The sequence below is a fragment of the Lacrimispora sp. BS-2 genome (genome assembly GCF_040207125.1).
Classification (GTDB): Bacteria; Bacillota; Clostridia; order Lachnospirales; family Lachnospiraceae; genus Lacrimispora.
Genome location: NZ_CP157940.1, coordinates 1,590,266 through 1,613,371, shown reverse-complemented (window position 1 = coordinate 1,613,371; position 23,106 = coordinate 1,590,266). Strand labels below are relative to the sequence as shown.

Genomic DNA, 23,106 nt, shown 5'->3' with positions numbered 1-23,106 from the left:
TGCTTCCGGTTTTGGGCGTGCCTGGAATCGGCAGTATGGGAATAGGCATGCACAGAATGGAGGAACGTATGAGCAGAGAGAAAACAAGAGTAATCCGTATTGGAGACCGGGTAATCGGCGGCGGAAATCCTGTCCTGATCCAATCCATGTGTAATACGAAAACACAGGACGTGGAATCAACCGTGGGTCAGATCAAAGCCCTGACAGAGGCTGGCTGTGATATCATCCGGGTTGCGGTGCCGGATATGGAGGCAGCAGCAGCCTTAAAGCAGATAAAAAAACAGATTGCAATTCCCTTGGTAGCTGACATTCACTTTGATTACCGGCTGGCCATTGCTGCCATAGAATCCGGAGCAGATAAGATTCGGATTAATCCGGGGAATATCGGATCAGCAGAACGTGTCCGGGCTGTGGTGGAAAAAGCCAGGGAATTTGATATTCCCATCCGGGTAGGTGTAAACAGCGGTTCCCTTGAAAAAAGTCTGATTGAAAAATATGGTGGGGTGACTGCAGAAGGTATTGTGGAAAGCGCTCTTCATAAGGTCCGCATGATTGAAGAACTGGGATATGAAAATCTTGTTATCAGCATTAAATCTTCCAATGTGCTCATGTGCGTCAAAGCCCATGAATTGATTGATATGCAGTCGGATTACCCCCTTCATGTGGGAATAACCGAAGCAGGCACGTTAGCCTCCGGTACAGTGAAATCCTCCGTAGGCCTTGGAATCATTCTCCATGAAGGAATCGGGGATACCATCCGTGTTTCCTTAACAGGTGATCCGGTGGAGGAAGTGAAGACCGCAAAGCTGATTTTAAAGACACTGGGTTTAAGAAAAGGCGGTGTGGAGGTAGTATCCTGCCCGACCTGCGGAAGGACCAGGATCGATCTGATCTCTCTGGCAAACCAAGTGGAGAAAATGGTTTCAGAATTCGACCATCTTGATATTAAGGTAGCTGTTATGGGCTGCGTGGTAAATGGACCGGGAGAAGCCAGGGAAGCGGATTTGGGTATTGCGGGAGGAATCGGAGAAGGCCTCTTAATGAAAAAAGGAGAGATTATCCGCAAGGTTCCGGAAGATGAGCTGCTTCATGCCCTGAAGGAAGAGCTTATGAAAATGCAATAGGTGATAAAATGTCAAAAAAATTTTTGGAAGTTTTTCCAAGTTTACATATTACAGAGGAATTACGGGAGCTTTTAAATCTGGTGGAAGTGGAAAAGGTCACTTTAGGCAGGGATAGAAGCTCTATTCGTATTTACCTGATGAGTCCAAGGCTCATACATAAACAAAATATTTGCGGTCTGGAAAAAGGAATCAAGGACCAGTTGTTTCCCTCCAAGCGGATCACCATAAAGATTATAGAGCGGTTCCGCTTATCGGGCCAGTACACGCCGGAAAAGCTTTTAAAGGCATACCGTCAAAGTCTTTTAGTGGAGCTTAAAAATTACAGTATTATTGAATACAACATGTTTCGTAAAGCCGAATTCCAGTTCCCTGAACCGGATCTTCTTAAAATGACGGTAGAGGATACCATTGTTACCCATGAAAAGGCCGGGGATTTAAAAAGAGTTCTGGAAAAGATTTTCCATGAACGGTGCGGCATGCCGGTAGAGGTCCAGTATGAATATGTTGCTCCGAAAGAAAATGAGCTGGCAAAGCAAAAAGAGCTTCAGATGCAGCGTGAGGTGGAAGAAATCGTGAGCCGTACCTCCTTTGCCATAAGGAATAGTGAAGACCGGAATGAGTATGGCGCCGGAAACGGTGAGGGAGCAGCCGGCCCGTCCATGGCAGATGGTATTTCCCTGGATGTCCTGACGGCTGAATATGCGGCTTTTTCCCCATCTGACCAGGCTTCCCAGACTCCTGTGCCTTCTCTGCGCATGGGAGGGAAAAAGGAGGCCCCAAAGACAGGCGATGGGGATACCGGGAAAAAGGAGTGGAAGGATTATAAAAAGGGCTCCTCCTCCTACGGACGCCGTTCGGATAATCCGGATGTATTATATGGACGGGACTTTGACGGGGAAACCATTGAGATAGAGAAGATTGACGGCGAAATCGGCGAAGTGGTCATCAGAGGCAAGATTTTAACTGTGGACAGCAGAGAACTGAGAAGCCAGAAGACTATTATGATCTTTGACGTGACGGATTTTACCGATACGATCACGGTGAAGATGTTTGCCAGGGAAGAGCAGATTGAGGATTTAAAAGCAGCAGTGGTGCAGGGGAGCTTTATACGCATCAAGGGTGTTACGACCATTGACAAATTTGACGGGGAGCTGACTCTTGGGTCAGTGGTTGGAATCAAGAAATCCGAGGATTTTACCGGGAAGCGGGTGGATAACAGCCTTGAAAAACGGGTGGAGCTTCACTGTCATACAAAAATGAGCGATATGGATGGCGTATCAGAGGTAAAGGATATCGTGAAACGGGCAAAGCGGTGGGGAATGCCTGCCATTGCCATAACAGACCACGGATGTGTCCAATCCTTTCCGGATGCAAATCATGCCCTGGAAAAGGGAGATACCTTTAAGCTGATCTACGGCGTGGAAGGGTATCTGGTAGATGATTTAAAGCAGCTGGTGGAAAATTCCAGAAACCAGGGCTTGTCGGATTCCTATGTTGTTTTTGATATTGAGACAACAGGCTTCAGCTCTTCCAGGAACCGGATCATTGAAATTGGAGCGGTAAAGGTAATAAACGGAGTCATTACGGATAAGTTCAGTACCTTTGTAAATCCTGATGTGCCCATTCCTTTTGAGATCGAGCAGCTTACGGGTATCAATGACAATATGGTCCTTCCTTATCCAAAGATCAATGAAATACTGCCTCAGTTTCTGGAGTTTTGCGGGGATTCCGTTCTGGTTGCTCATAATGCAGCCTTTGACGTGGGCTTTATCGCCTATAATGCGGCAAGGTTTAACCTGGCCTTTGATCCTACCGTCATTGACACGGTGGCGCTTGCAAGGCTTCTCCTTCCCAAACTTAACCGCTATAAGCTGGATACGGTTGCAAAGGCGCTTAATATTTCCCTGGCGAACCATCACAGAGCGGTAGACGATGCAGGCTGTACGGCTGAAATATTTGTGGCATTTGTGAAAATGATCCGGGAGCGCGGGGTGGAAACCCTGGATGAGCTTAATGGGCTAAGTACCATGACGGCCGATATGATTAAAAAGCTTCCTACTTATCATGTGATCATACTGGCCGCTAATGATGTGGGAAGGGTAAATCTCTATCGTTTGATTTCTTGCTCCCACATTGACTTTTATGCAAGAAGGCCCAGGATCCCAAAAAGCGTGCTGAATAAGTATCGGGAAGGGCTGATCATAGGCTCCGCCTGTGAGGCAGGGGAATTGTATCAGGCCCTTCTTCGCGGCGTTTCCGATGCTGAAGTGGCAAAACTGGTCAGTTTTTATGACTATCTGGAAATACAGCCCCTGGGAAACAATGGATTTATGCTCAGGGATGAGAAAAGTACGGTAAAATCGGAGCAGGATCTCATCGACATCAACAAAAAAATCGTAACCCTTGGAGAACAGTTCGGAAAACCGGTCTGTGCCACCTGTGACGTTCATTTTCTGGACCCGGAGGATGAGGTTTACCGAAGGATCATTATGACCGGCCAGGGCTTTAAAGATGCCGACGAACAGGCGCCTTTGTATTTGCGGACTACAGAGGAAATGCTAAAGGAATTTGATTACCTGGGCCCCAATAAGGCAGAAGAGGTAGTAATAAAAAATACAAGAAAAATTGCAGACATGTGTGAAAAGATTTCTCCGGTGCGCCCGGATAAGTGTGCTCCTGTCATTGAAAATTCCGACGAGGATTTAAGAAAGATCTGTTATGACAGGGCCTATGCCATCTATGGAGAAAACCTTCCGGCCATTGTTACGGAGCGGCTGGAAAGGGAGCTTCATTCCATTATATCCAACGGATTTGCGGTCATGTATATCATCGCCCAGAAGCTGGTTTGGAAATCCAATGAGGATGGGTATCTGGTAGGCTCAAGAGGTTCTGTCGGATCTTCCCTTGTGGCTTATCTGTCAGGTATAACGGAGGTAAACTCCTTAAGTCCTCATTATTATTGCACCTCCTGCCACTATTATGATTTTGATTCGGATGAAGTAAAACAGTTTTCCGGTATGGCAGGCTGTGATATGCCGGATAAGGTTTGCCCGGTGTGCGGACTTCCCCTGGCAAAGGACGGATTTGATATCCCCTTTGAGACCTTCCTGGGCTTTAAAGGAGATAAGGAGCCGGATATTGACTTAAACTTTTCCGGTGAATACCAGAGTAAGGCCCATGACTATACGGAGGTCATCTTCGGCAAGGGCCAGACCTTCCGGGCAGGCACCATAGGTACCCTGGCAGATAAAACGGCTTTTGGCTATGTGAAAAATTATTATGAAGAGCATGGAGTCAGAAAACGTAATTGTGAGATCAGCAGGATCGTACAGGGCTGTGTAGGTGTCAGAAGGACCACCGGACAGCATCCTGGAGGAATCATCGTGCTTCCCCATGGGGAGGAGATCTATTCCTTTACCCCGGTTCAGAGGCCTGCAAACGATATGACCACCATGACGGTAACCACCCATTTTGATTACCATTCCATTGACCACAACTTGTTAAAGCTTGATATTCTTGGGCACGACGATCCGACCATGATTCGTATGCTTCAGGATCTGATCGGGTTTGACCCGGTAAAGGATATACCCTTAGACAGCAAGGAAGTCATGTCCCTGTTTCAGGATACCTCGGCCTTAGGAATTATGCCGGAGGATATCGGAGGATGTAAGCTTGGAGCTTTGGGAGTTCCGGAGTTTGGTACGGACTTTGCCATGCAGATGCTTATAGACACCCAACCCAAGTATTTCTCTGACCTGGTGCGAATTGCCGGCCTTGCCCATGGTACGGATGTGTGGCTGGGAAATGCCCAGACCCTGATCCAGGAAGGGAAGGCGACCATTCAGACCGCGATCTGTACCCGTGACGATATCATGATTTATTTAATATCAATGGGACTCGAAGAAGGCCTTTCCTTTACCATTATGGAAAGCGTACGAAAAGGAAAAGGGCTGAAAGATGAGTGGGTAGAGGAGATGACTGCCCACGGAGTTCCGGACTGGTATATATGGTCCTGTAAAAAGATCAAGTACATGTTCCCCAAAGCCCATGCTGCCGCCTATGTTATGATGGCGTGGCGTATTGCTTATTGCAAGGTGTTTTATCCTCTGGCTTATTACGCCGCCTTTTTCAGCATCAGGGCCAATGGCTTCAGCTATGAGCTGATGTGTCAGGGGCGGGATAAGCTGGAGCATTATCTGGACGACTATAAAAAGCGGATCGACACTCTTTCTAAAAAAGAGCAGGATACCTTAAGGGATATGAGGATTGTACAGGAGATGTATGCAAGAGGGTATGACTTTATGCCCATAGACATTTACCGGGCAAAGGCAAGGCATTTCCAGATCATTGACGGCAAGCTGATGCCGTCCTTAAGCAGCATTGACGGACTGGGTGAAAAGGCGGCTGACGCTGTCGTGGATTCGGTAAAGGATGGGACCTTCCTGTCAAGGGAAGATTTCAGAAACAGGACAAAGGTCAGCAAGACCGTCTGTGACCTGATGGGAGACCTGGGACTTCTTTTTGATCTTCCGGAATCCAACCAGCTGTCCTTGTTTGACTTGGGTTGACAGGGGGAACAAAACCCCTGTGACCCTGGGTTTTTTAGGATAAAACGGTTACAGAATTTTTTAGCAATTTTTCCAGTATTTAATAAAAATAAAAAAATTTTGAAAATAAGGTTGACATACGCTGGGATTTGTATTATACTACCTAACGTAATCGAGGCGTGGCTCAGTTTGGTAGAGCGCTGCGTTCGGGACGCAGAGGTCGCAAGTTCGAATCTTGTCGCCTCGATTCTGTATCAGTAATATTTGTAAATGGCCTATTGGTCAAGCGGTCAAGACGCCGCCCTCTCACGGCGGAAACCCGAGTTCGATTCTCGGATAGGTCATAATAAAAACCTTCAGGAGCAGCCTGGGGGTTTTTTCGTTAAGCGGAACAGTTTATAATATGGATGTTGTTATTTTTTGGTTAATGGTATAAAACGGTTGGTAATACATAGGTACTTACATAGATAAATAATATAAGAGGAGCCTGTTATGAAGAAAATTGCTGTAGTATATCAATCAAAATATGGGGCGACCAAAAAATATGCCGAATGGATCGCAAAGGAATTATCCTGTGATCTGTTTGAAGGAAAAGACATAAAAGCAAGTAATCTGGAACCATATGATACTATCATTTTTGGCGGCGGCCTGTATGCCGGGGGTGTTAACGGAATTAAGTTATTGACAAAGAATTTCTCCAGGCTCTCCCAGAAGAATCTGGTGCTTTTTACCTGTGGGCTGGCTGATCCTTCCGACTCAGTTAACACGGAAAATATCAAAAAGGGCCTGAATAAGGTGCTTAATGAGGAAATGCAGGAAAAGATTAAAGTATTCCATTTGCGGGGAGGCATGAATTATTCAAAGCTCAGCCCCATGCATCGGACAATGATGAATCTTGTCTACAAGATGGCGGCAAAAAGGGATCAGGACTCTTTGACTGAGGAAGATGAAGAGATGCTTGCAAGCTATGGGAAAAGCGTTGACTTTACAAATAAAGAAACCATATTGCCACTTATAAAATATATTGGGGATTTATAAGTATTACGGGGTTAGAATGGATTATATTTCGCTGGATGAGATAAAGGACAAATTAGACTTTTTTAATAAGATGTATGATGTGGTACGCTTGGTGGACCCGCTTCACAAGAGGGTTCTGGACTACCGACAGTCTTCTTTGGCTGAGACGCCGGATGTATGCTATCATTATTGGGAGAACAGCAGAATTTGTGACAATTGCATTTCTGTAAGAGCCTATCACGAAAACAAAAGCTTTATAAAGATGGAAAAGGGCAGGAAGGAGGTTCTTCTTGTGACAGCTGTTCCTATTGAAAACGCCGCCAGTCCTGCGGTATTGGAGCTGTTTAAAAACGCTACCGATACAATGTTTGTCGGAAACGGTGATTATAATGAGGGAGAACTATTTTCCCGCTTTATAAAGGAACTTAATGATGCGGCTGTGAAAGACCCTCTCACTTCCCTTTATAACAGGCGTTTTGTGGATGAACGCCTTCCGGTTAATATTATTGATGCCTTATTGAAGCATGTGCCTTTGTCCGTATGCTTTATGGATCTTGATAACTTTAAATCAATTAATGACATTTATGGACATGAGACAGGAGATATGGCGATCAAGGCGGCCGGTAAAGTCATTTCCCAAAATACGGATTCTGAGGATGTTTGGGCCGCAAGATATGGAGGAGATGAGTTTCTTCTTTGCATGAGCGGCGCTGATGAAGACCGGGCGCGTGAAATTGCGGACCGTATACAAAGGGAAGTTAAAAAGATGCCGGTAAGACAGGCTGTGAAAGGGGTTCCTCTTTCTATTTCTTATGGAATAGAAACCATGAACGAGGTTCCTGTGACTGCGGAGGAGCTTATACGCAGGGCGGATGGAAAGATGTATAAGGCAAAAAAGGAAAAAAGTTCGGATATAGGAAGGATATAAGATAGAAGATAAAAAAAACACCCTGTACTGTCAAAAATTGTGGTGCCCCCAAAAGTTAGACCTGAAAATCTGATTTTTGGGGGTCTGTACAAATACAAGGTGTTTTTTTAGTCCTGTTTTTATTCTTTGTCGTTGCTTTCAGTAATTTCTTTACTTATGTCTGCAATAGTTACTGCTTTTGCCGGATCATTTATGTCTGTACCATCAGGAATTCCAGTGATATTTACATTTCTGGTTACCTTGGCATCGTATGTATTTGCCTTCATGATTTCTGTGATATCTAATCCTGTTGTTTCTTTTACCGCTTCAATCGTCTTAGCCAAGACAGCCGGCACATAGCCCCCCATGGAAGGGACCCCTGAATCACCATTGCCGCTGTCAATAATAGTAACCTTATCAATGGTAGCCAATGGCTCTGCAATTGCCTTTGCCATCTCAGGTAATGCCTTTACGATCATTTCCATCATTGCGGCCTGCCCGTATTTGGTCATCGCGTCTGCTTTCTTTTCCATTGCTTCTGCCTCAGCAATACCTTTCGCCTGGATTGCGGCGGCTTCTGCTTCACCTTTGGCTTTTATACCTTCGGCTTCCTGGAGCATAGCATATTTTTCGGCTTCAGCCTGGGCTTTCCTTGCCTCAGCCTCTTTTTCCTGCTCATATTTCTTTGCTTCCGCTTCGCGCTGTCTTCTCGCTAAGTCGGCGGAAGCTTTCTGTTCCACCGCATAACGCTCTGCATCGGCTTTCTTATTAATTTCGGCTTCCAAAGTCTGCTGCATAACGGCAACTTCTTTGTTCTTAAGTTCCGCCTCTCGTTCTGTTTTAGCGATCTGGGCATTTACCGTAGCCGTCTGAATTGTTTTTTGCTGTTCCTGGTTCTGAATTTCATAGGCTGCATCAGCTTCCGCCCGTTTTGTGTCAGATTCTTTCTTTAACTCAGCCTTCTTAATCTCAAGTTCGTTATTCTTTTGGGAGATTTCTGTTTGAGCAAGCACTCTTGCATCATTGGAAGCTTTATCTGCTTCAGCCTGGGCAATTGCAATGTCTCTTTCAGCCTGGGCTTTTGCAATAGAAGCATCTTTCTTAATTCTTGCCGTATTGTCGGCACCAAGATCCTTAATAAGGCCATTTTCATCGCTTATATTCTGGATATTGCATGATACAATTTCGATACCAAGCTTTTTCATATCTTTTGATGCTTTTTCCATAACCTGATCTGAGAAAGAATCTCTGTCAGTATTGATTTCCTTTAAAGTAAGAGTACCGATAATTTCCCTCATATTACCCTGAAGGGAATCCTGTAAGTCAAGTGTGATCTGATCCTGGTTTTTGTTTAAGAAGTTCTTTGCTGCTAATTTAATACCTTCTTCTGTTGGCTCGATTCTCACCTTTGCCACAGCGTCAACATTTACGTTGATGAAATCATTTGTTGGCACAGATTGTTCTGTCTTGATATCCACCGTCATCTGGCCCAGATAAAGCTTATCCAGCCTTTCTAAAAATGGGATTTTAATTCCGGCGCGTCCAATTAAAATTTTTGGCTCTTTCTTCAATCCTGAAATAATGAAAGCCCTGTCAGGCGGAGCTTTTACGTATCCGCTTGCTAAAATTCCAAGCAGGATAATTACCGCTAAAAGGACCAGAACGAATGGTAGAATAATTTCTAACATAATTTCTCCTTTCAATCTTAAAATGTTACAGATACAGTGTATAGGATAATTCTTTATATAAAGAAAAAACCCCGTAAATACGAGGTTTTTCATAAGCTCCCGGGGGGACTCGAACCCCCGACCCACGCATTACGAATGCGTTGCGCTACCAACTGCGCTACGGAAGCAATCCGGTGTATTATTACAAGGCCTGAACCTTTGATAGTATAACAGCTAAATAGTAAAAAATCAACCCTTTCATGTAAAAAAACTTAAATTATGGAAGGATTACCAAACCTTACATAAAAAGCTATAATTAGTGAAGGATTCCAAGAGAAAAATCTTATTTCTGAGGAGTTGATTTTTTATGCAAAGGATAGAAGATTCCTATCGATGCATTGCAGCAGAGGGAGTATAATGCGTAGAAACCGTAGATTTTTTAACGTCAGCGGCCTGTGATGTAATCCGGGGTATGTGTTTGCCGGGCCAATGCAGGCGGATGCCTTTAATAGAATGTTATAATTAAATAAAGATGAGATATTACATACAAAAGGAAAATATGGAAAAGAGTGAAAGAAACCTAAAAAAATGTTAGGTCTCCTTTTTTAGACCTAACATTTCAGATAGAAAAAACAATGGCTGGGCTTCCGTGCATCAAGCTGTTTGTTAAAAATGTGGAAACCCTGTTCAAATGGTATAAGAGAAATGTGAAATGCTGGTTAACTATTAATGAGACCAATACTTTTCTGGATGGATACAATCGTTAGCCTGATGGTTCTTTCTATGGATTGTATTCTTTGATCAGTGAAAGGCCATGGATATAGTGCTGCTCAAGGAGCTGGGACGCAAGGTCAAAATCACCGGAGCTGTAGGCGTTAACGATATCCCTGTGCTGCTTAATGGAACAGGACCGGTCCTCAGCTGTACGGATAGCAAACTTTATCAGAAGGAAGCGGATAAGATTGTATCTCTTGTAGGTTTCTTTCAAAAACTGATTGCCGCAGAAGTCAAAGAACGACTTATGAAAATGGAAGTCTGCCTCAAAGTAGGCATCGTCATCCGGAGCAATTGTCTGCTTTTTCAGATATCTTTTCAAATGCTTTGTCACTTCCTTGGCTGTCCCCCTGGTAATGGTCATAGTGAGAGCTACACAGGAGATAGCCGCAATGAATTCATTGATTTCTGCCGCATATCCATAGTCAAAGCTGATTACCTGAGCACCTGTTTTTGTAACCTCTTTTACGAGGCCGTCCTGATAAAGCTTGTTAATAGTATCTCGCACCGGTGTGGAGGAAACTAAAAAACGCTCCTGCAGTTCTCTGTTTGTAATTTTGCTTCCTAGAGGAATGGTTCCGCTCATGATTTCATTTTTTAGAATGTTGTACAGCTGTTCGCTTAGGGTCATTTTCACAAGAGTATTCTTCATTTTCGTCTCCTTCCTGATTAGTTTTAATTGCTTGTATTTTACAGTTTACTATAAATCTTTCTTAAAAGCAATAAAAGTGACGATTGTTGATCTGATTTGTCTATATATTTCCCATAACTATAGGAATATAAATATATTTAAAAATATAAAAATAAATATTGACAAATTTTTAAATTATTGTATAATAAACTCAACGATGCATGATGCATCACGCATCATGCATCAATAGAACGGACTGGAAGTTAGAATACAAAAAACTAAATATGAGAAGGAGGATGGGGAAATGCAACTATTTGAATGGCTGGTGCATTGCATCGTAAAGATTGTAATGGCACTCAATAACCTGTTGTGGGGCGACATGTTCATTCTGGAATTTTCAAATGGTGAAACCAAGTTCGGCATATCATTGCTGGTAATCCTGTTGATTCCCGCAGGACTATATTTCACTATAAAAACGAGATTCCTGCCATTCCGGCTTTTTCCTGAAATGATTCGGGCGACTTTGAGGAAAAAAACAGGAGAGGATCAGAATTCAATTTCCGGTCTTCAGGCACTGATTATCGCCACGGCCACCCGCGTGGGTATGGGGAACCTGGCAGGCGTGGTAGCGGCTATTTCCTTTGGTGGGGCAGGTGCAGTATTCTGGATGTGGGTGACTGCTATTATAGGTTCGTCTACTTCATTCATAGAATCAACACTGGCGCAGATTTACAAAGAAAAAGATCCCCTCTATGGAGGATACAGAGGTGGACCTGCCTACTTCATGGACAGAATCCGGTTTATTACAAAGGTGAAGCATGAAGATATCTTTGTAAAGGATGTGCAGAAGGAAGCAGAATATGTGGCAATGGACGGCAACACGTATTACATAAAGGGGTGCAAGTGCACATTCCTTGGAATTGCATTTGCGCTTTCAGGTCTGCTTTGCTGGGCAGGTATCAGCCAGGTAATCGGGAACTCGGTTTCAACTGCCTTTAAAAATGCATTTGGTATTCCTCAGTTGACCACTACTGTGGTTCTGGTTGCAGTTTCTGCATGTATCGTGCTCCGCAAGAATGCTACCGTGAAGGTGCTCGACAAGGTCGTACCAATTATGGCATGCGCCTATATCGCAATTACGTTTTTTATCATTGCCAGGAACATTACTCAGCTTCCCGCTGTGTTTGGCACCATATTTTCTCAGGCATTTGGACTAAAGCCTCTGGTAGGAGGAGGATTGGGAGCCGTTGTCATGAATGGAGTAAAGCGCGGACTTTTTTCTAATGAAGCCGGAAGCGGCTCCGCTCCCTGTGCAGCAGCGGCTGCCGAGGTGGATCACCCGGTAACGCAGGGACTGATTCAGTCTCTGGGCGTTTTCATTGATACCCTGGCAATCTGCAGCTGTACCGCATTTCTGATGCTTTTGGCACCGGCTGAGGTTATAGGAGGATTAGAGGGAATGGATCTTTTGCAGGGAGCCATGAACTATCACTTAGGCAGATTCGGAGTTGTTTTTATCGCAATTATCCTGTTCCTGTTCAGCTTTTCTACGTTTATTGGCATTCTATACTATGCACGCAGTAATGTGGCTTATATTTTCAAGGATACATGGGCAGCTCAGACAGGATACAAGATTTTCGCACTGGTGATGCTATTTGTCGGCGGAATCGCTGCATACAGCTTTGTGTGGGATTTAGGAGATCTTGGAGTAGGGCTGATGACCATTTTCAATATGCTGGCAATCATTCCGTTGTCAGGCCAGGCAATTGCATCCCTTAAGGATTACGAAAAGAATTTTTCAATTAAAAAGAAAAATAAAATCATTTTAAAGGAGGAATCATAATGGATATGATGAGATTTGCACCAGAACCTTTTAAAATTAAGATGGTGGAGCCTATGGGCAACCTTAACAAAGAAGAGAGAAAAGAAGCCATCAAGACAGCAGGATATAATACTTTCCTGCTAAAATCAGAGGAATGCTTTATTGATCTTCTGACAGATTCAGGAACAAATGCAATGAGCGACAGACAGTGGGCAGGACTGATGCTGGGTGATGAAGCCTACGGCGGATCCAGGAACTTTTACCATCTGGAGGAAACTGTGCAAGAATTATTTGGATTCAAATATGTAGTTCCTACTCATCAGGGACGGGGCGCAGAGAACATTCTGTCTTCTCTTACCATTAAGCCAGGCGACTATGTACCGGGCAACATGTATTTCACCACAACCCGCTTCCATCAGGAACACAATGGAGCTACCTTCCGCGACGTGGTTATTGACGAAGCTCATGATCCAGCCGCAGTCCTGGACTTCAAGGGCAATGTAGACTTAAATAAGTTCCAGGCTCTCATTGACGAAGTCGGCGCAGACAAGATTCCATATATCTGCCTTGCAGTTACTGTAAACCTGGCAGGCGGTCAGCCTGTTTCCATGGCTAACATAAAGGCCGTATCCGAGATGGCCCATAAACATGGCATTATGGTAATGTTTGATGCCACCAGGTGCGTGGAGAACGCATATTTCATCAAGACAAGAGAAAAAGGCTATGAGGATAAGACCATCAAGGAGATTGTTCACGAATTGTTCTCCTACGGCGATGGCTGCACCATGTCCGGTAAGAAAGACTGCCTGACCAATATCGGCGGATTCCTGTGCATGAATGACAAAAATTTATATATCCGTGCAACTGGAATGGTCGTCCAGTATGAAGGTATGCCTACCTACGGTGGAATGGCAGGAAGAGATATGGAAGCTATGGCAATTGGCCTTAGAGAGTCAATGGAATACAACTACATCAGTCACCGCGTAAATCAGATCCGTTACCTTGGCGAGAAGCTGGACGCTGCAGGAGTTCCTATGGTTAAGCCCAGCGGTGGTCATGCGATTTTCGTAGATGCCCGTACATTCTTAGACCATCTGGATCAGAAAACGGACTTCCCGGCACAGGCTCTGGCGGCAGCTGTTTACGAGTACTCCGGGGTTAGAACCATGGAGCGCGGCATTATCTCCGCAGGAAGAGACATTAAGACAGGAGAGGACCATGTGCCGAAGCTGGAGACAATCCGCCTCACCATTCCGAGAAGGGTTTATACATATGCACATCTGGACTATGTTGCTGACGCAATAATCCAGTTGTATCAGATGAGACATGATATCAGCGGCCTTAAATGGGTATATGAGCCAGAAGTTCTGCGTTTCTTCACCGGACGCTTTGAACCAAAGAATGGAGAGTTAATTAAGGGATTCTGAAACTAAGTTATCATTTAATGTTTTTAAAAATATCCTCTTAAGCATGCTCCGGAGTTTCATAATGAACCTCCGGAGCATGCTTCCTTTTTGTATTACAATAGAGATCCGTTGCACAGGATTTTGCTGATCAGGAGTTACAAAGCAAAAAAGTTAAGAGTATTAACAGAGCCGGGAACATTACTCCTGAGCCTTAGAGCATATGAAAGACTGTATAAACTATCTGAATTTGTTTTACCATCTATGGTCAATAATTAAAATAAGTATTGAAATACCATAAAATGGATGTTATGCTTAAAACATAATTTCTAGAACACTTTTTAGATCATTCTCACTTCGAGATATTTTCCAGCTATATGTAATGAGGAGACCCTGTCGCTGGAAAATATCAGGGTATAGGAGATTGTTATGGAAAAATGGGATAAAATCCGAAAGCACGTATATGTCAGCGGACGGGTTCAGGGAGTGGGCTTTCGTTTCCGGACCCAGCAGCTTGCCCGGGGGCTTGGCCTTACAGGTTGGGTGAGAAACTTAGATGACGGACAGGTGGAAATGGAAGTGCAGGGGCGGGAAGCTGAAATAGACCGTCTGCTAGACAGTTTAAGGCAGGACCGTTATATTGTGATTGACAGCTTTCAGGCAGTACGAATCCCGCTGTCGGAAGAAAAAGGATTTCAGATAAGGTATTAAAAGTGGGGAAAGAAAAGCGAAGATCAAAGTTGAGCAAGAAACGGACATTTCTATAATAAGTATGCGTCATTGATTATTTGAAAAAATATGTTTAAATGTTATTTTAGGTTGAGTCAGCAAGGAATATATAAATAAACCCTGCTGACTTAGCTGTAATTATTAAACATAGCTCTGACTTCTTTAATATACAGATTTTGGTACATATACATTTTATCAATTTGGTATTTTGAAGAAAATGGATAAGTTAGATGTGATTAATAATTTGGCAGGAGATTATGCGACGTGTACATTAACGGCCTGTAAACCACGATTACCGTTGATTGTTTCGAAAGTGACAGACTGACCATCTTCTAAAGACTTGTAGCCGTCCATAGCAAGACCGGAGAAATGAACGAATATATCATTGCCCTCTTCATCGCAAATAAAACCGAACCCTTTTTGTGCATTAAACCATTTCACTGTACCTTTATACATGAAAGATACCTCCTTAAGATTATTGTATTTTCATAAAAATAAAAATCGCATATATGTGTAAATCATCAATAGAATAATGACTTACAAATATATGCGAAATCAAAACTTTATTAAAAATACTAATAGAGCATAGCATGGAAGCGCGAAGAAGTCAAGCGTAAAAAGAGGACTATCCAAATTATTTCGGAAGTCCTCTTTTTTCCTGTAAATAAAAAAAGAAGCAGATAACGGGAATCGGACCCGCCTCCTCAGCTTGGGAAGCTGATGTTCTACCAATGAACTATATCTGCGTAATCTTATTTGACACGTTTTATATTATACCATAGGGTGCTGGAAAAGTTCAATACCTTTTTATTAATTTAGCAAAAAAAATCCCAGAAACTTGCCAAAAATGGAAGAGGCATTGTATAATGGGATATGACAATACCAGATGTGGAGGAGTATCATGGCAAAAGCACAGTATAATGCGGACAGTATTACCGTTTTAGAAGGCCTTGAGGCGGTTCGAAAACGTCCGGGCATGTATATAGGAAGCGTTGGGACAAAGGGACTGAACCATTTGATTTATGAAATTGTAGATAATGCGGTGGATGAGCATCTTGCCGGTTACTGCAATCAGATATGGGTCACCCTGGAATCGGATGGGTCTTGTACCGTAAAGGATGCAGGACGTGGAATTCCGGTGGAGATGCACAAAAAGGGAATATCGGCAGAACGTGTGGTGCTGTCTACCCTTCATGCAGGCGGTAAATTTGATAATGATGCCTATAAGACCAGCGGCGGCCTTCACGGAGTCGGTTCCTCGGTTGTGAACGCCCTGTCTGCCCACATGAAAATTAAAATATATAAGAATGGTCTGATTCATTACGACGAATATGAGCGGGGCATACCAACGGTAGAACTGGTGGATGGCCTGCTTCCCACGTTAGGGAAAGCAAAGGAGTCAGGAACAGAGATCAACTTTCTACCGGATGGGGAGATATTTGAAAAGATCCGTTTTAAAGCGGAATGGTTAAAAAGCCGTCTTCATGAAACCGCGTATTTGAATCCGGAGCTTCGTATTACCTATACTAACAAAAGGCAGGGAGAAGAGGAAACCGTTATTTATCATGAGCCGGATGGAATTATCGCTTATGTAAGGGAATTAAATACCGGGAAGGAAGCCATTCACGATCCGATTTATTTTAAGGGAACCCTGGATAAGGTTGAAGTAGAGGCTGCTCTGCAGTTTGTGGATACCTTTGAGGAGAACATTCTTGGCTTCTGTAACAATATTTTCACCCAGGAAGGGGGAACCCACCTGGCTGGATTTAAGACCCGTTTCACGCAGATGATCAACAACTATGCAAGGGAACTGGGTATTTTAAAAGAAAAGGATGCCAATTTTACAGGAGCGGATACGAGAAATGGTTTGACGGCCGTTGTAGCGGTAAAGCATCCGGATCCTATTTTTGAAGGACAGACCAAGACAAAGCTTGCAAGTGCCGACGCCACAAAGGCAGTATTCACTGTGGCAGGAGATGAGCTGCAGCGGTATTTTGACCGGAATCTGGAAGTGTTAAAGGCAGTGATCGGCTGTGCGGAAAAGTCTGCGAAGATCCGTAAAGCAGAAGAGAAGGCAAAGACTAACATGCTTTCCAAATCAAGGTTTTCCTTTGACAGCAACGGAAAACTGGCAAACTGTGAAAGCCGTGATGCAAAAGAATGTGAAATTTTTATCGTAGAGGGAGATTCTGCAGGCGGTTCCGCCAAAACAGCCCGTAACAGGCAGTATCAGGCCATCCTTCCTATCCGTGGTAAGATACTGAACGTGGAGAAGGCGTCTATGGACAAGGTACTGGCCAATGGGGAGATCAAGACTATGATCAATACCTTTGGCTGCGGCTTTTCGGAAGGGTACGGCAATGATTTTGATATTTCAAAGCTGCGTTACCATAAAATCATCCTTATGACCGATGCCGATGTGGATGGCAGCCATATTGATACCCTTCTTCTCACCTTTTTGTACCGGTTTATGCCGGAGCTTATTTATAACGGCCATGTGTTTATAGCCATGCCGCCTCTGTTTAAGGTGGTTCCAAAGCGGGGAGAAGAACAGTACCTTTATGATGAAAAGGAGCTGGAGCGCTACCGCAGGACCCATACGGGAGAATTTACCCTGCAGCGGTATAAGGGACTTGGAGAAATGGATGCAGAACAGCTGTGGGAAACCACTCTGGACCCTGAAAGGCGGGTGTTAAAACAGGTGGAAATCGAAGATGCCCGTATGGCTTCGGAAATTACCGAAATGCTCATGGGAAGCGATGTGCCTCCAAGGCGGCAGTTTATTTATGAGCATGCGGATGAAGCTGAGATTGACGCGTAAGGAGAAGGAGTAATGGCAGAAAAAATCATTAAAACAGAATATTCCGAGGAAATGCAGAAGAGCTACATGAATTATTCCATGAGCGTCATCACAGCCAGAGCGATCCCGGATGCAAGAGATGGATTAAAGCCGGTGCAGCGGCGAGTATTATATGATATGAGCGAGCTTCGGTTAAACCATGATAAGCCCCACAGGAAGTCGGCGCGTATCGTGGGTGATACCATGGGTAAATATCATCCCCATGGGGACAGCTCCATTTATGAAACGTTGGTAGTCATGTCCCAGATATTTAAAAAGGGGATGCCTCTGGTCAATGGCCACGGAAACTTCGGCTCCATTGAGGGGGACGGAGCAGCGGCCATGCGTTACACGGAAGCCAGGCTGGAGAAATTTGCAGAGGAAGTCTATTTAAAGGACCTGGATAAGACGGTTGATTTTGTACCCAATTACGATGAAACGGAAAAGGAACCGGAAGTCCTTCCTGTGCGGGTTCCCAATCTGCTGATCAACGGGGCGGAAGGAATTGCAGTAGGTATGAGCACCAGCATTCCTCCCCATAACCTTGGTGAAGTTATCGATGCAGTCCGGGCATATATAGACAAACCGGATATTACCATAAAAGAATTAATGGAATATCTGCCTGGACCGGATTTTCCTACTGGCGGCATCATCGCAAATAAAAGCGATTTGCCTGCTATCTACGAAACCGGCGTAGGAAAAATCAAGCTCAGAGGCAAAATTGAGGTGGAACTTGGAAAACGGAAGGCAGATAAGGATAAGCTGGTAATCACTGAGATCCCCTATACCATGGTGGGAGCCGGGATCAATAAATTCCTGATTGATGTGGCAGACCTGGTTGAGAGCAAAAAGCTTACGGATGTGGTGGACATTTCCAACCAGTCCAACAAAGACGGGATCAGGATCGTTCTGGAGCTGAGAAAGGATGCGGATGTGGACAGAATCCGCAACATCCTCTATAAGAAGACAAAGCTGGAGGATACCTTTGGTGTCAACATGCTTGCCATTGCAGGAGGGCGCCCGGAAACTCTGGATTTAAAGGGAATTCTTAAAAATTACCTGGATTTCCAATATGAAAATGCCACCAGAAAGTACCAGACCCTTTTGGAAAAAGAGCTGGAAAAGAAAGAGATCAGGGAAGGCCTTATAAAAGCCTGTGATGTCATTGATTTGATCATCGCAGTTTTGAGAGGTTCCAAGAACTTAAAAGACGCCAAAAACTGTCTGATGACCGGAGATATCTCCAACATAAACTTCCGGGTCAAAGGATTTGAAGAGGATGCGAAAAAGCTGTGCTTTACGGAAAAACAGGCGGGAGCCATTCTGGAAATGCGCCTTTATAAGCTGATTGGCTTAGAGATTCTCCAACTGGAAAAGGAGTATAAGGAAACGCTGGCAAAAATCGCTGAATATGAAAAAATCCTGTCCAGCCGCAAGAACATGGATGCGGTCATTAAAAAAGACCTGGACAATATCAAAGCAGAATATGCAACTCCAAGAAGGACCCTTATTGAGGATGGAAGGGAAGCTGTTTATGAAGAAGAGGCAGTTGCCATATCAGAGGTCGCCTTTGTCATGGACCGGTTCGGCTACTGTAAGGTGCTTGATAAGAATACGTATGAAAGAAATAAAGAAACCATTGAAACAGAGAATCCTCATGTGGTAAACTGCTTTAATACGGATAAAATATGTATCTTTACCAATACGGGTAATTTACATCAGGTGAAGATTCTGGATATCCCTGGCGGCAAGCTGCGGGATAAAGGAACGCCTATTGATAATCTGAGCAAGTTTGACGGGACCAGGGAAGAGATCATATACTTATGTCATGCACAGGGCCTAAAGGGCCGTAAATTATTGTTCGCCACCAGACAGGCTCTTGTAAAGCTGGTGCCGGGCGAGGAATTTGAAACAAATAACAGGACCGTAGCAGCTACCAAGCTTCAGGATGAGGATGGGGTCATCAGTGTCCAGCTTGTGGAAGGACAGACGGATGTGGTGCTTCAAACATCGGCAGACGTATTTTTGCGTTTCCAGGTAGAGGAGATCCCTGAGATGAAGAAGAATGCCAGAGGCGTGCGGGGAATCAAGCTGGCGCCCGGTGAGGAGCTGGAGACCGTGCATCTTTTAGGCGAGGATCCTATCATTCATTATAAGGAAAAAGAGGTCCACTTAAACCGGCTGAAGATTGGAAAACGTGACGGAAAGGGCAGCAAGGTACGCCTTTAATGCTCTGCTGCAGCATACATTTTAAAGAAATGTATTTGCGGGACGGACAAATGTATTTTTCTGGCGAATAAATATTGATTTTTTTTTCACTTTGTTATAGGATAATTAAGAATTTAGCATATGATAAGATTACAAAATGAAAAGAAAAGAGGAGAAAGCGATGGAAAAAAAATTGCGAGTTGGCGTTTTAGGAGCAACCGGTATGGTGGGACAGAGATTTATTTCTCTTCTTGAGAACCATCCATGGTATGAGGTGGTGACAGTGGCAGCAAGTCCTCGTTCTGCTGGCAGAGCTTATGAGGAAGCAGTAGGTGACCGTTGGAAAATGACCACTCCAATGCCTGAGTCCGTAAAAAAGTTGACTGTTATGAATGTAAATGAAGTGGAAGCGGTTGCCGCCAGTGTTGATTTTGTTTTCAGCGCCGTAGATATGACAAAGGAAGAAATTAAGGCCATTGAGGAAGCTTATGCAAAGACCGGTACGCCGGTAGTATCCAATAACAGCGCCCATCGCTGGACAGCCGATGTCCCTATGGTGGTGCCGGAGATCAACCCTGAGCATTTTGAAGTCATTGAGGATCAGAAAAAGCGTCTGGGTACGGATCGGGGATTCATCGTGGTAAAGCCCAATTGTTCCATTCAAAGCTATGCCCCTGTTTTAACGGCATGGAAGGAATTTGAGCCATATGAAGTGGTTGCTACCACCTATCAGGCAATTTCAGGAGCAGGAAAGACCTTTAAGGACTGGCCGGAGATGGTAGAAAACATCATTCCTTATATAGGAGGAGAAGAAGAAAAGAGCGAGCAGGAGCCTCTTCGTCTCTGGGGAAAGGTTGAAAACGGAGAGATCGTGAAAGCAAGTGAGCCTGTAATCACCTGTCAGTGCATCCGGGTACCAGTATTAAACGGACATACAGCGGCTGTATTCGTAAAGTTCCGCAAAAAACCGACCAAAGAGGAATTGATTGACCGCATCGTGAATTTTAAGGGCCTTCCTCAGGAACTGAAACTTCCAAGCGCTCCCAAACAGTTCATACAGTATTTAGAAGAAGACAACCGTCCTCAGGTAAACCTTGATGTGGATTTTGAAAAAGGAATGGGAATTTCCGTAGGACGTTTAAGAGAAGATTCGGTTTACGATTATAAGTTTGTGGGCCTTTCCCACAACACGGTCCGCGGAGCGGCCGGCGGTGCGGTTCTGTCCGCAGAGCTTTTAACCGCAAAGGGATATATCAAAGCCAAGGAATGATTGAATCATAAAGCTCCCGGCCTGGAGGGAGGGAGCTTTCAATAAAAGGCATATGGAGGAAGGAAAATGGCATACAAGAAAGAACTTTGGGGAAATGTGCAAGGTGGAAGGGAAGTGTATTTGTATACACTGGTAAATAAAAACGGAGTTTCCGCTTCTTTCACAAATCTGGGTGCAGTTTGGGTCAACATGAATATGCCTGACAGGGGTGGAAACATGGTTGATGTGGTCCTGGGATTTGACAGTGCAGATGAGTATCTTTTAAATCCGCCTCACTTTGGAGCTCCCATTGGAAGGAACGCCAACCGCATTGCAGGCGCGAAATTCAGCATCAATGGAAAAGAGTACAGGCTGAAAGCCAATAATGGACCTAACAATCTTCACAGCGGTCCGGATCTTTATCAGAGCCGTCTTTGGGACAGTGAGGCAGAGGAAAATGATCTGGGAACCAGTGTCAGCTTTTCCCTCTTTTCACCGGATGGAGACCAGGGATTCCCTGGGAATGCAAACATTACCGTAACCTATACTCTTACACCGGATAACAGCCTTGAGATTTCCTACCATATGATCTGTGATGCAGATACCGTAGCAAACTTTACCAATCACAGTTATTTCAATCTGGACGGCCAGGGCAGCACAGATGCCATGAAGCAGCGTGTCTGGATTGACGGAGATGCTTATACGAGAGCGGATAAAGGTTCCATTCCCACCGGTGAGATCACTTCTGTTAAGGGAACTCCCATGGATTTCACTGTGATGAAACCCATTGAGCAGGATATCCATGAGGAATATGAGGCCCTGATATACGGCGGAGGTTATGACCATAACTGGGTCTTAAACCACCTGCCAGGTGAGGTTTCCCTGTGTGCCGCATCGGAGTCAGATAAGACAGGCATCCGGATGGAGGTTTATACAGATCTCCCGGGAATGCAGTTTTACACTGCAAACTTCTTAAATGGAATAAAGGGCAAAGGCGGAGCGGTATACGAAAAACGCTGCTGCTATTGCTTTGAAACCCAGTATTATCCAGATTCTGTGAATAAGCCGGAATTCCAGTCTCCAGTCTTAAAGGCCGGCGAAGAATACAAGACAACAACCATTTACAAGTTCTCCAATATAAAATAGAAACGAACAGAAAAATAAACCAGGGACGCAGGACACTGCGCCCCTGCTCTTATATGAAAGGACATTAAAGTGTACATATGAAAAAACAGAACGGAAATGGAATCAAGGCGCTGTCTGTCTTAGGTCTGATTATAACAACCATCATATGGGGCAGCGGCTTTGTTGTGATGAAGAATTCGGTGGAAGTGGTTACTCCGGTCTACTTGCTGGCTTTACGTTTTACTATTGCTTCTGCTGCTCTGGTGGCCGTATTCTGGAAACGGGTGAAAAAGATCTGTAAAACAGATATGATGTGCGGCGGACTTTTAGGCGTATTTTTGTTTGTCAGTTATTTTTTTCAGACCTATGGGCTTAAATATACCACTGCCAGTAAAAATGCCTTTATCACTACATTATACGTGATTCTGGTGCCGTTTCTCCATTGGTTTTATAACAGAAAAAAGCCTTCCCGGAACAACGTGGCAGCAGCAGGGATGGCAGTGCTGGGGCTTGCCCTGTTGTCCCTGGAAGGAAACTTATCGGTGAATGCTGGCGATCTGATGACTTTGGTATGTGGCTTTTTCTTTGCGTTTCACATTGTTTTTATTGACCGTTATACCGTAGATCATGATCCCATTATTCTGACTGTGATCCAGATGGTGGTGGCGGCAATATTAAGCTGGGCAATAGCTCCGTTTCTGGAAGGTTCCTTAGATTTAACCGTGATCGACCCTTCTATGATGACTGGTTTGCTGTATCTGGGGATTTTTGGGACCATGATCTGTTTTCTTCTGCAGAATATGGGACAAAAGCATCTGACTCCCAATACTTCTTCCATCATTTTATCTTTTGAAGCCGTATTCGGACTGACGTTTTCCGTCCTGTTTCTGGGGGAACAGGTGACGAGAAAATTGGCTGCAGGATGTGTGCTGATGTTCGCCTCTGTTATCTTATCTGAGTATAAAAGGAAAGGCTCCGCAAAAGCATAGTTATCAGAAAGATTTGCCATTCATGAATTTTAGTGTTATAATGAAAGGGTTACTATCATAAGGCGGTAGGGAGAT

The 23,106-nt window shown here is 44.3% G+C and carries 15 protein-coding genes and 4 tRNA genes; 14 read left to right on the top strand and 5 right to left on the bottom strand.

Going from position 1 to position 23,106, the window contains the following annotated elements; translation table 11 throughout:
• Nucleotides 1-47 precede the first annotated feature (47 nt).
• The 6 genes from ispG (at nt 48) to ABFV83_RS07640 (ending at nt 7,616) form a co-directional block, all read left to right on the top strand.
• Nucleotides 48-1,124 carry a flavodoxin-dependent (E)-4-hydroxy-3-methylbut-2-enyl-diphosphate synthase gene (ispG, locus tag ABFV83_RS07665; protein ID WP_349948890.1) on the top strand — a complete coding sequence of 359 codons (1,077 nt, stop codon included), beginning with the start codon at nt 48-50 and terminating at the stop codon, nt 1,122-1,124.
• An 8-nt stretch (nt 1,125-1,132) separates the two neighbouring features.
• Nucleotides 1,133-5,692, top strand: coding sequence for a PolC-type DNA polymerase III (locus tag ABFV83_RS07660; protein ID WP_349948297.1), 4,560 nt, complete (start codon nt 1,133-1,135; stop codon nt 5,690-5,692).
• Nucleotides 5,693-5,844: 152 nt separating this feature from the next.
• Nucleotides 5,845-5,918: transfer RNA gene (locus ABFV83_RS07655), tRNA-Pro, on the top strand.
• 25 nt (nt 5,919-5,943) lie between these two features.
• Nucleotides 5,944-6,015: transfer RNA gene (locus tag ABFV83_RS07650), tRNA-Glu, on the top strand.
• A 148-nt stretch (nt 6,016-6,163) separates the two neighbouring features.
• A complete protein-coding gene (locus ABFV83_RS07645; RefSeq protein WP_349948296.1) occupies nt 6,164-6,709 on the top strand; it encodes a flavodoxin domain-containing protein in 546 nt (181 codons plus the stop codon).
• 16 nt (nt 6,710-6,725) lie between these two features.
• Entirely contained in the window at nt 6,726-7,616 is an 891-nt protein-coding gene (locus tag ABFV83_RS07640; RefSeq protein ID WP_349948295.1) for a GGDEF domain-containing protein, read from the top strand.
• A gap of 119 nt (nt 7,617-7,735) precedes the next feature.
• On the opposite strand, the gene ABFV83_RS07635 is transcribed toward ABFV83_RS07640, so the two are convergent.
• The 3 genes from ABFV83_RS07635 to ABFV83_RS07625 form a co-directional block, all read right to left on the bottom strand.
• On the bottom strand, nt 7,736-9,283 hold the full coding sequence (locus ABFV83_RS07635) for an SPFH domain-containing protein (RefSeq protein ID WP_349948294.1): 1,548 nt from the start codon (nt 9,281-9,283) through the stop codon (nt 7,736-7,738).
• 94 nt (nt 9,284-9,377) lie between these two features.
• Nucleotides 9,378-9,450: transfer RNA gene (locus ABFV83_RS07630), tRNA-Thr, on the bottom strand.
• 593 nt (nt 9,451-10,043) lie between these two features.
• Nucleotides 10,044-10,688, bottom strand: a complete 645-nt coding sequence (locus ABFV83_RS07625) for a GntR family transcriptional regulator (RefSeq protein WP_349948293.1) — start codon at nt 10,686-10,688, stop codon at nt 10,044-10,046.
• Between the two features lie 283 nt (nt 10,689-10,971).
• On the opposite strand from ABFV83_RS07625, the gene ABFV83_RS07620 reads away from it, so the two are divergent.
• The 3 genes from ABFV83_RS07620 to ABFV83_RS07610 all read left to right on the top strand — a co-directional run bounded on the left by ABFV83_RS07620 (nt 10,972) and on the right by ABFV83_RS07610 (nt 14,603).
• The gene (locus ABFV83_RS07620) at nt 10,972-12,510 is read left to right on the top strand and encodes an alanine/glycine:cation symporter family protein (protein WP_349948292.1); all 1,539 of its coding nucleotides are present in this window, start codon (nt 10,972-10,974) and stop codon (nt 12,508-12,510) included.
• Nucleotides 12,510-13,916, top strand: coding sequence for a tyrosine phenol-lyase (locus ABFV83_RS07615; RefSeq protein WP_349948291.1), 1,407 nt, complete (start codon nt 12,510-12,512; stop codon nt 13,914-13,916). The genes ABFV83_RS07620 and ABFV83_RS07615 overlap by 1 nt, the downstream gene beginning before the upstream one ends.
• 405 nt (nt 13,917-14,321) lie before the next feature.
• A complete protein-coding gene (locus ABFV83_RS07610; protein ID WP_349948290.1) occupies nt 14,322-14,603 on the top strand; it encodes an acylphosphatase in 282 nt (93 codons plus the stop codon).
• Between the two features lie 273 nt (nt 14,604-14,876).
• On the opposite strand, the gene ABFV83_RS07605 is transcribed toward ABFV83_RS07610, so the two are convergent.
• On the bottom strand, nt 14,877-15,077 hold the full coding sequence (locus ABFV83_RS07605; RefSeq protein WP_054737624.1) for a cold shock domain-containing protein: 201 nt from the start codon (nt 15,075-15,077) through the stop codon (nt 14,877-14,879).
• 219 nt (nt 15,078-15,296) lie between these two features.
• Nucleotides 15,297-15,367, bottom strand: a tRNA-Gly gene (locus ABFV83_RS07600).
• 155 nt (nt 15,368-15,522) lie between these two features.
• Here ABFV83_RS07600 and ABFV83_RS07595 point away from each other — a divergent pair.
• The 5 genes from ABFV83_RS07595 to ABFV83_RS07575 all read left to right on the top strand — a co-directional run bounded on the left by ABFV83_RS07595 (nt 15,523) and on the right by ABFV83_RS07575 (nt 23,031).
• On the top strand, nt 15,523-17,442 hold the full coding sequence (locus ABFV83_RS07595; protein WP_349948289.1) for a DNA gyrase subunit B: 1,920 nt from the start codon (nt 15,523-15,525) through the stop codon (nt 17,440-17,442).
• Nucleotides 17,443-17,454: 12 nt separating this feature from the next.
• The gene (locus tag ABFV83_RS07590; protein ID WP_349948288.1) at nt 17,455-19,689 is read left to right on the top strand and encodes a DNA topoisomerase (ATP-hydrolyzing); all 2,235 of its coding nucleotides are present in this window, start codon (nt 17,455-17,457) and stop codon (nt 19,687-19,689) included.
• Nucleotides 19,690-19,849: 160 nt separating this feature from the next.
• On the top strand, nt 19,850-20,938 hold the full coding sequence (gene asd / locus ABFV83_RS07585; RefSeq protein ID WP_349948287.1) for an aspartate-semialdehyde dehydrogenase: 1,089 nt from the start codon (nt 19,850-19,852) through the stop codon (nt 20,936-20,938).
• Nucleotides 20,939-21,004: 66 nt separating this feature from the next.
• The gene (locus tag ABFV83_RS07580; RefSeq protein ID WP_349948286.1) at nt 21,005-22,063 is read left to right on the top strand and encodes an aldose epimerase family protein; all 1,059 of its coding nucleotides are present in this window, start codon (nt 21,005-21,007) and stop codon (nt 22,061-22,063) included.
• A 77-nt stretch (nt 22,064-22,140) separates the two neighbouring features.
• Nucleotides 22,141-23,031, top strand: a complete 891-nt coding sequence (locus ABFV83_RS07575; protein WP_349948285.1) for a DMT family transporter — start codon at nt 22,141-22,143, stop codon at nt 23,029-23,031.
• Nucleotides 23,032-23,106 lie beyond the last annotated feature (75 nt).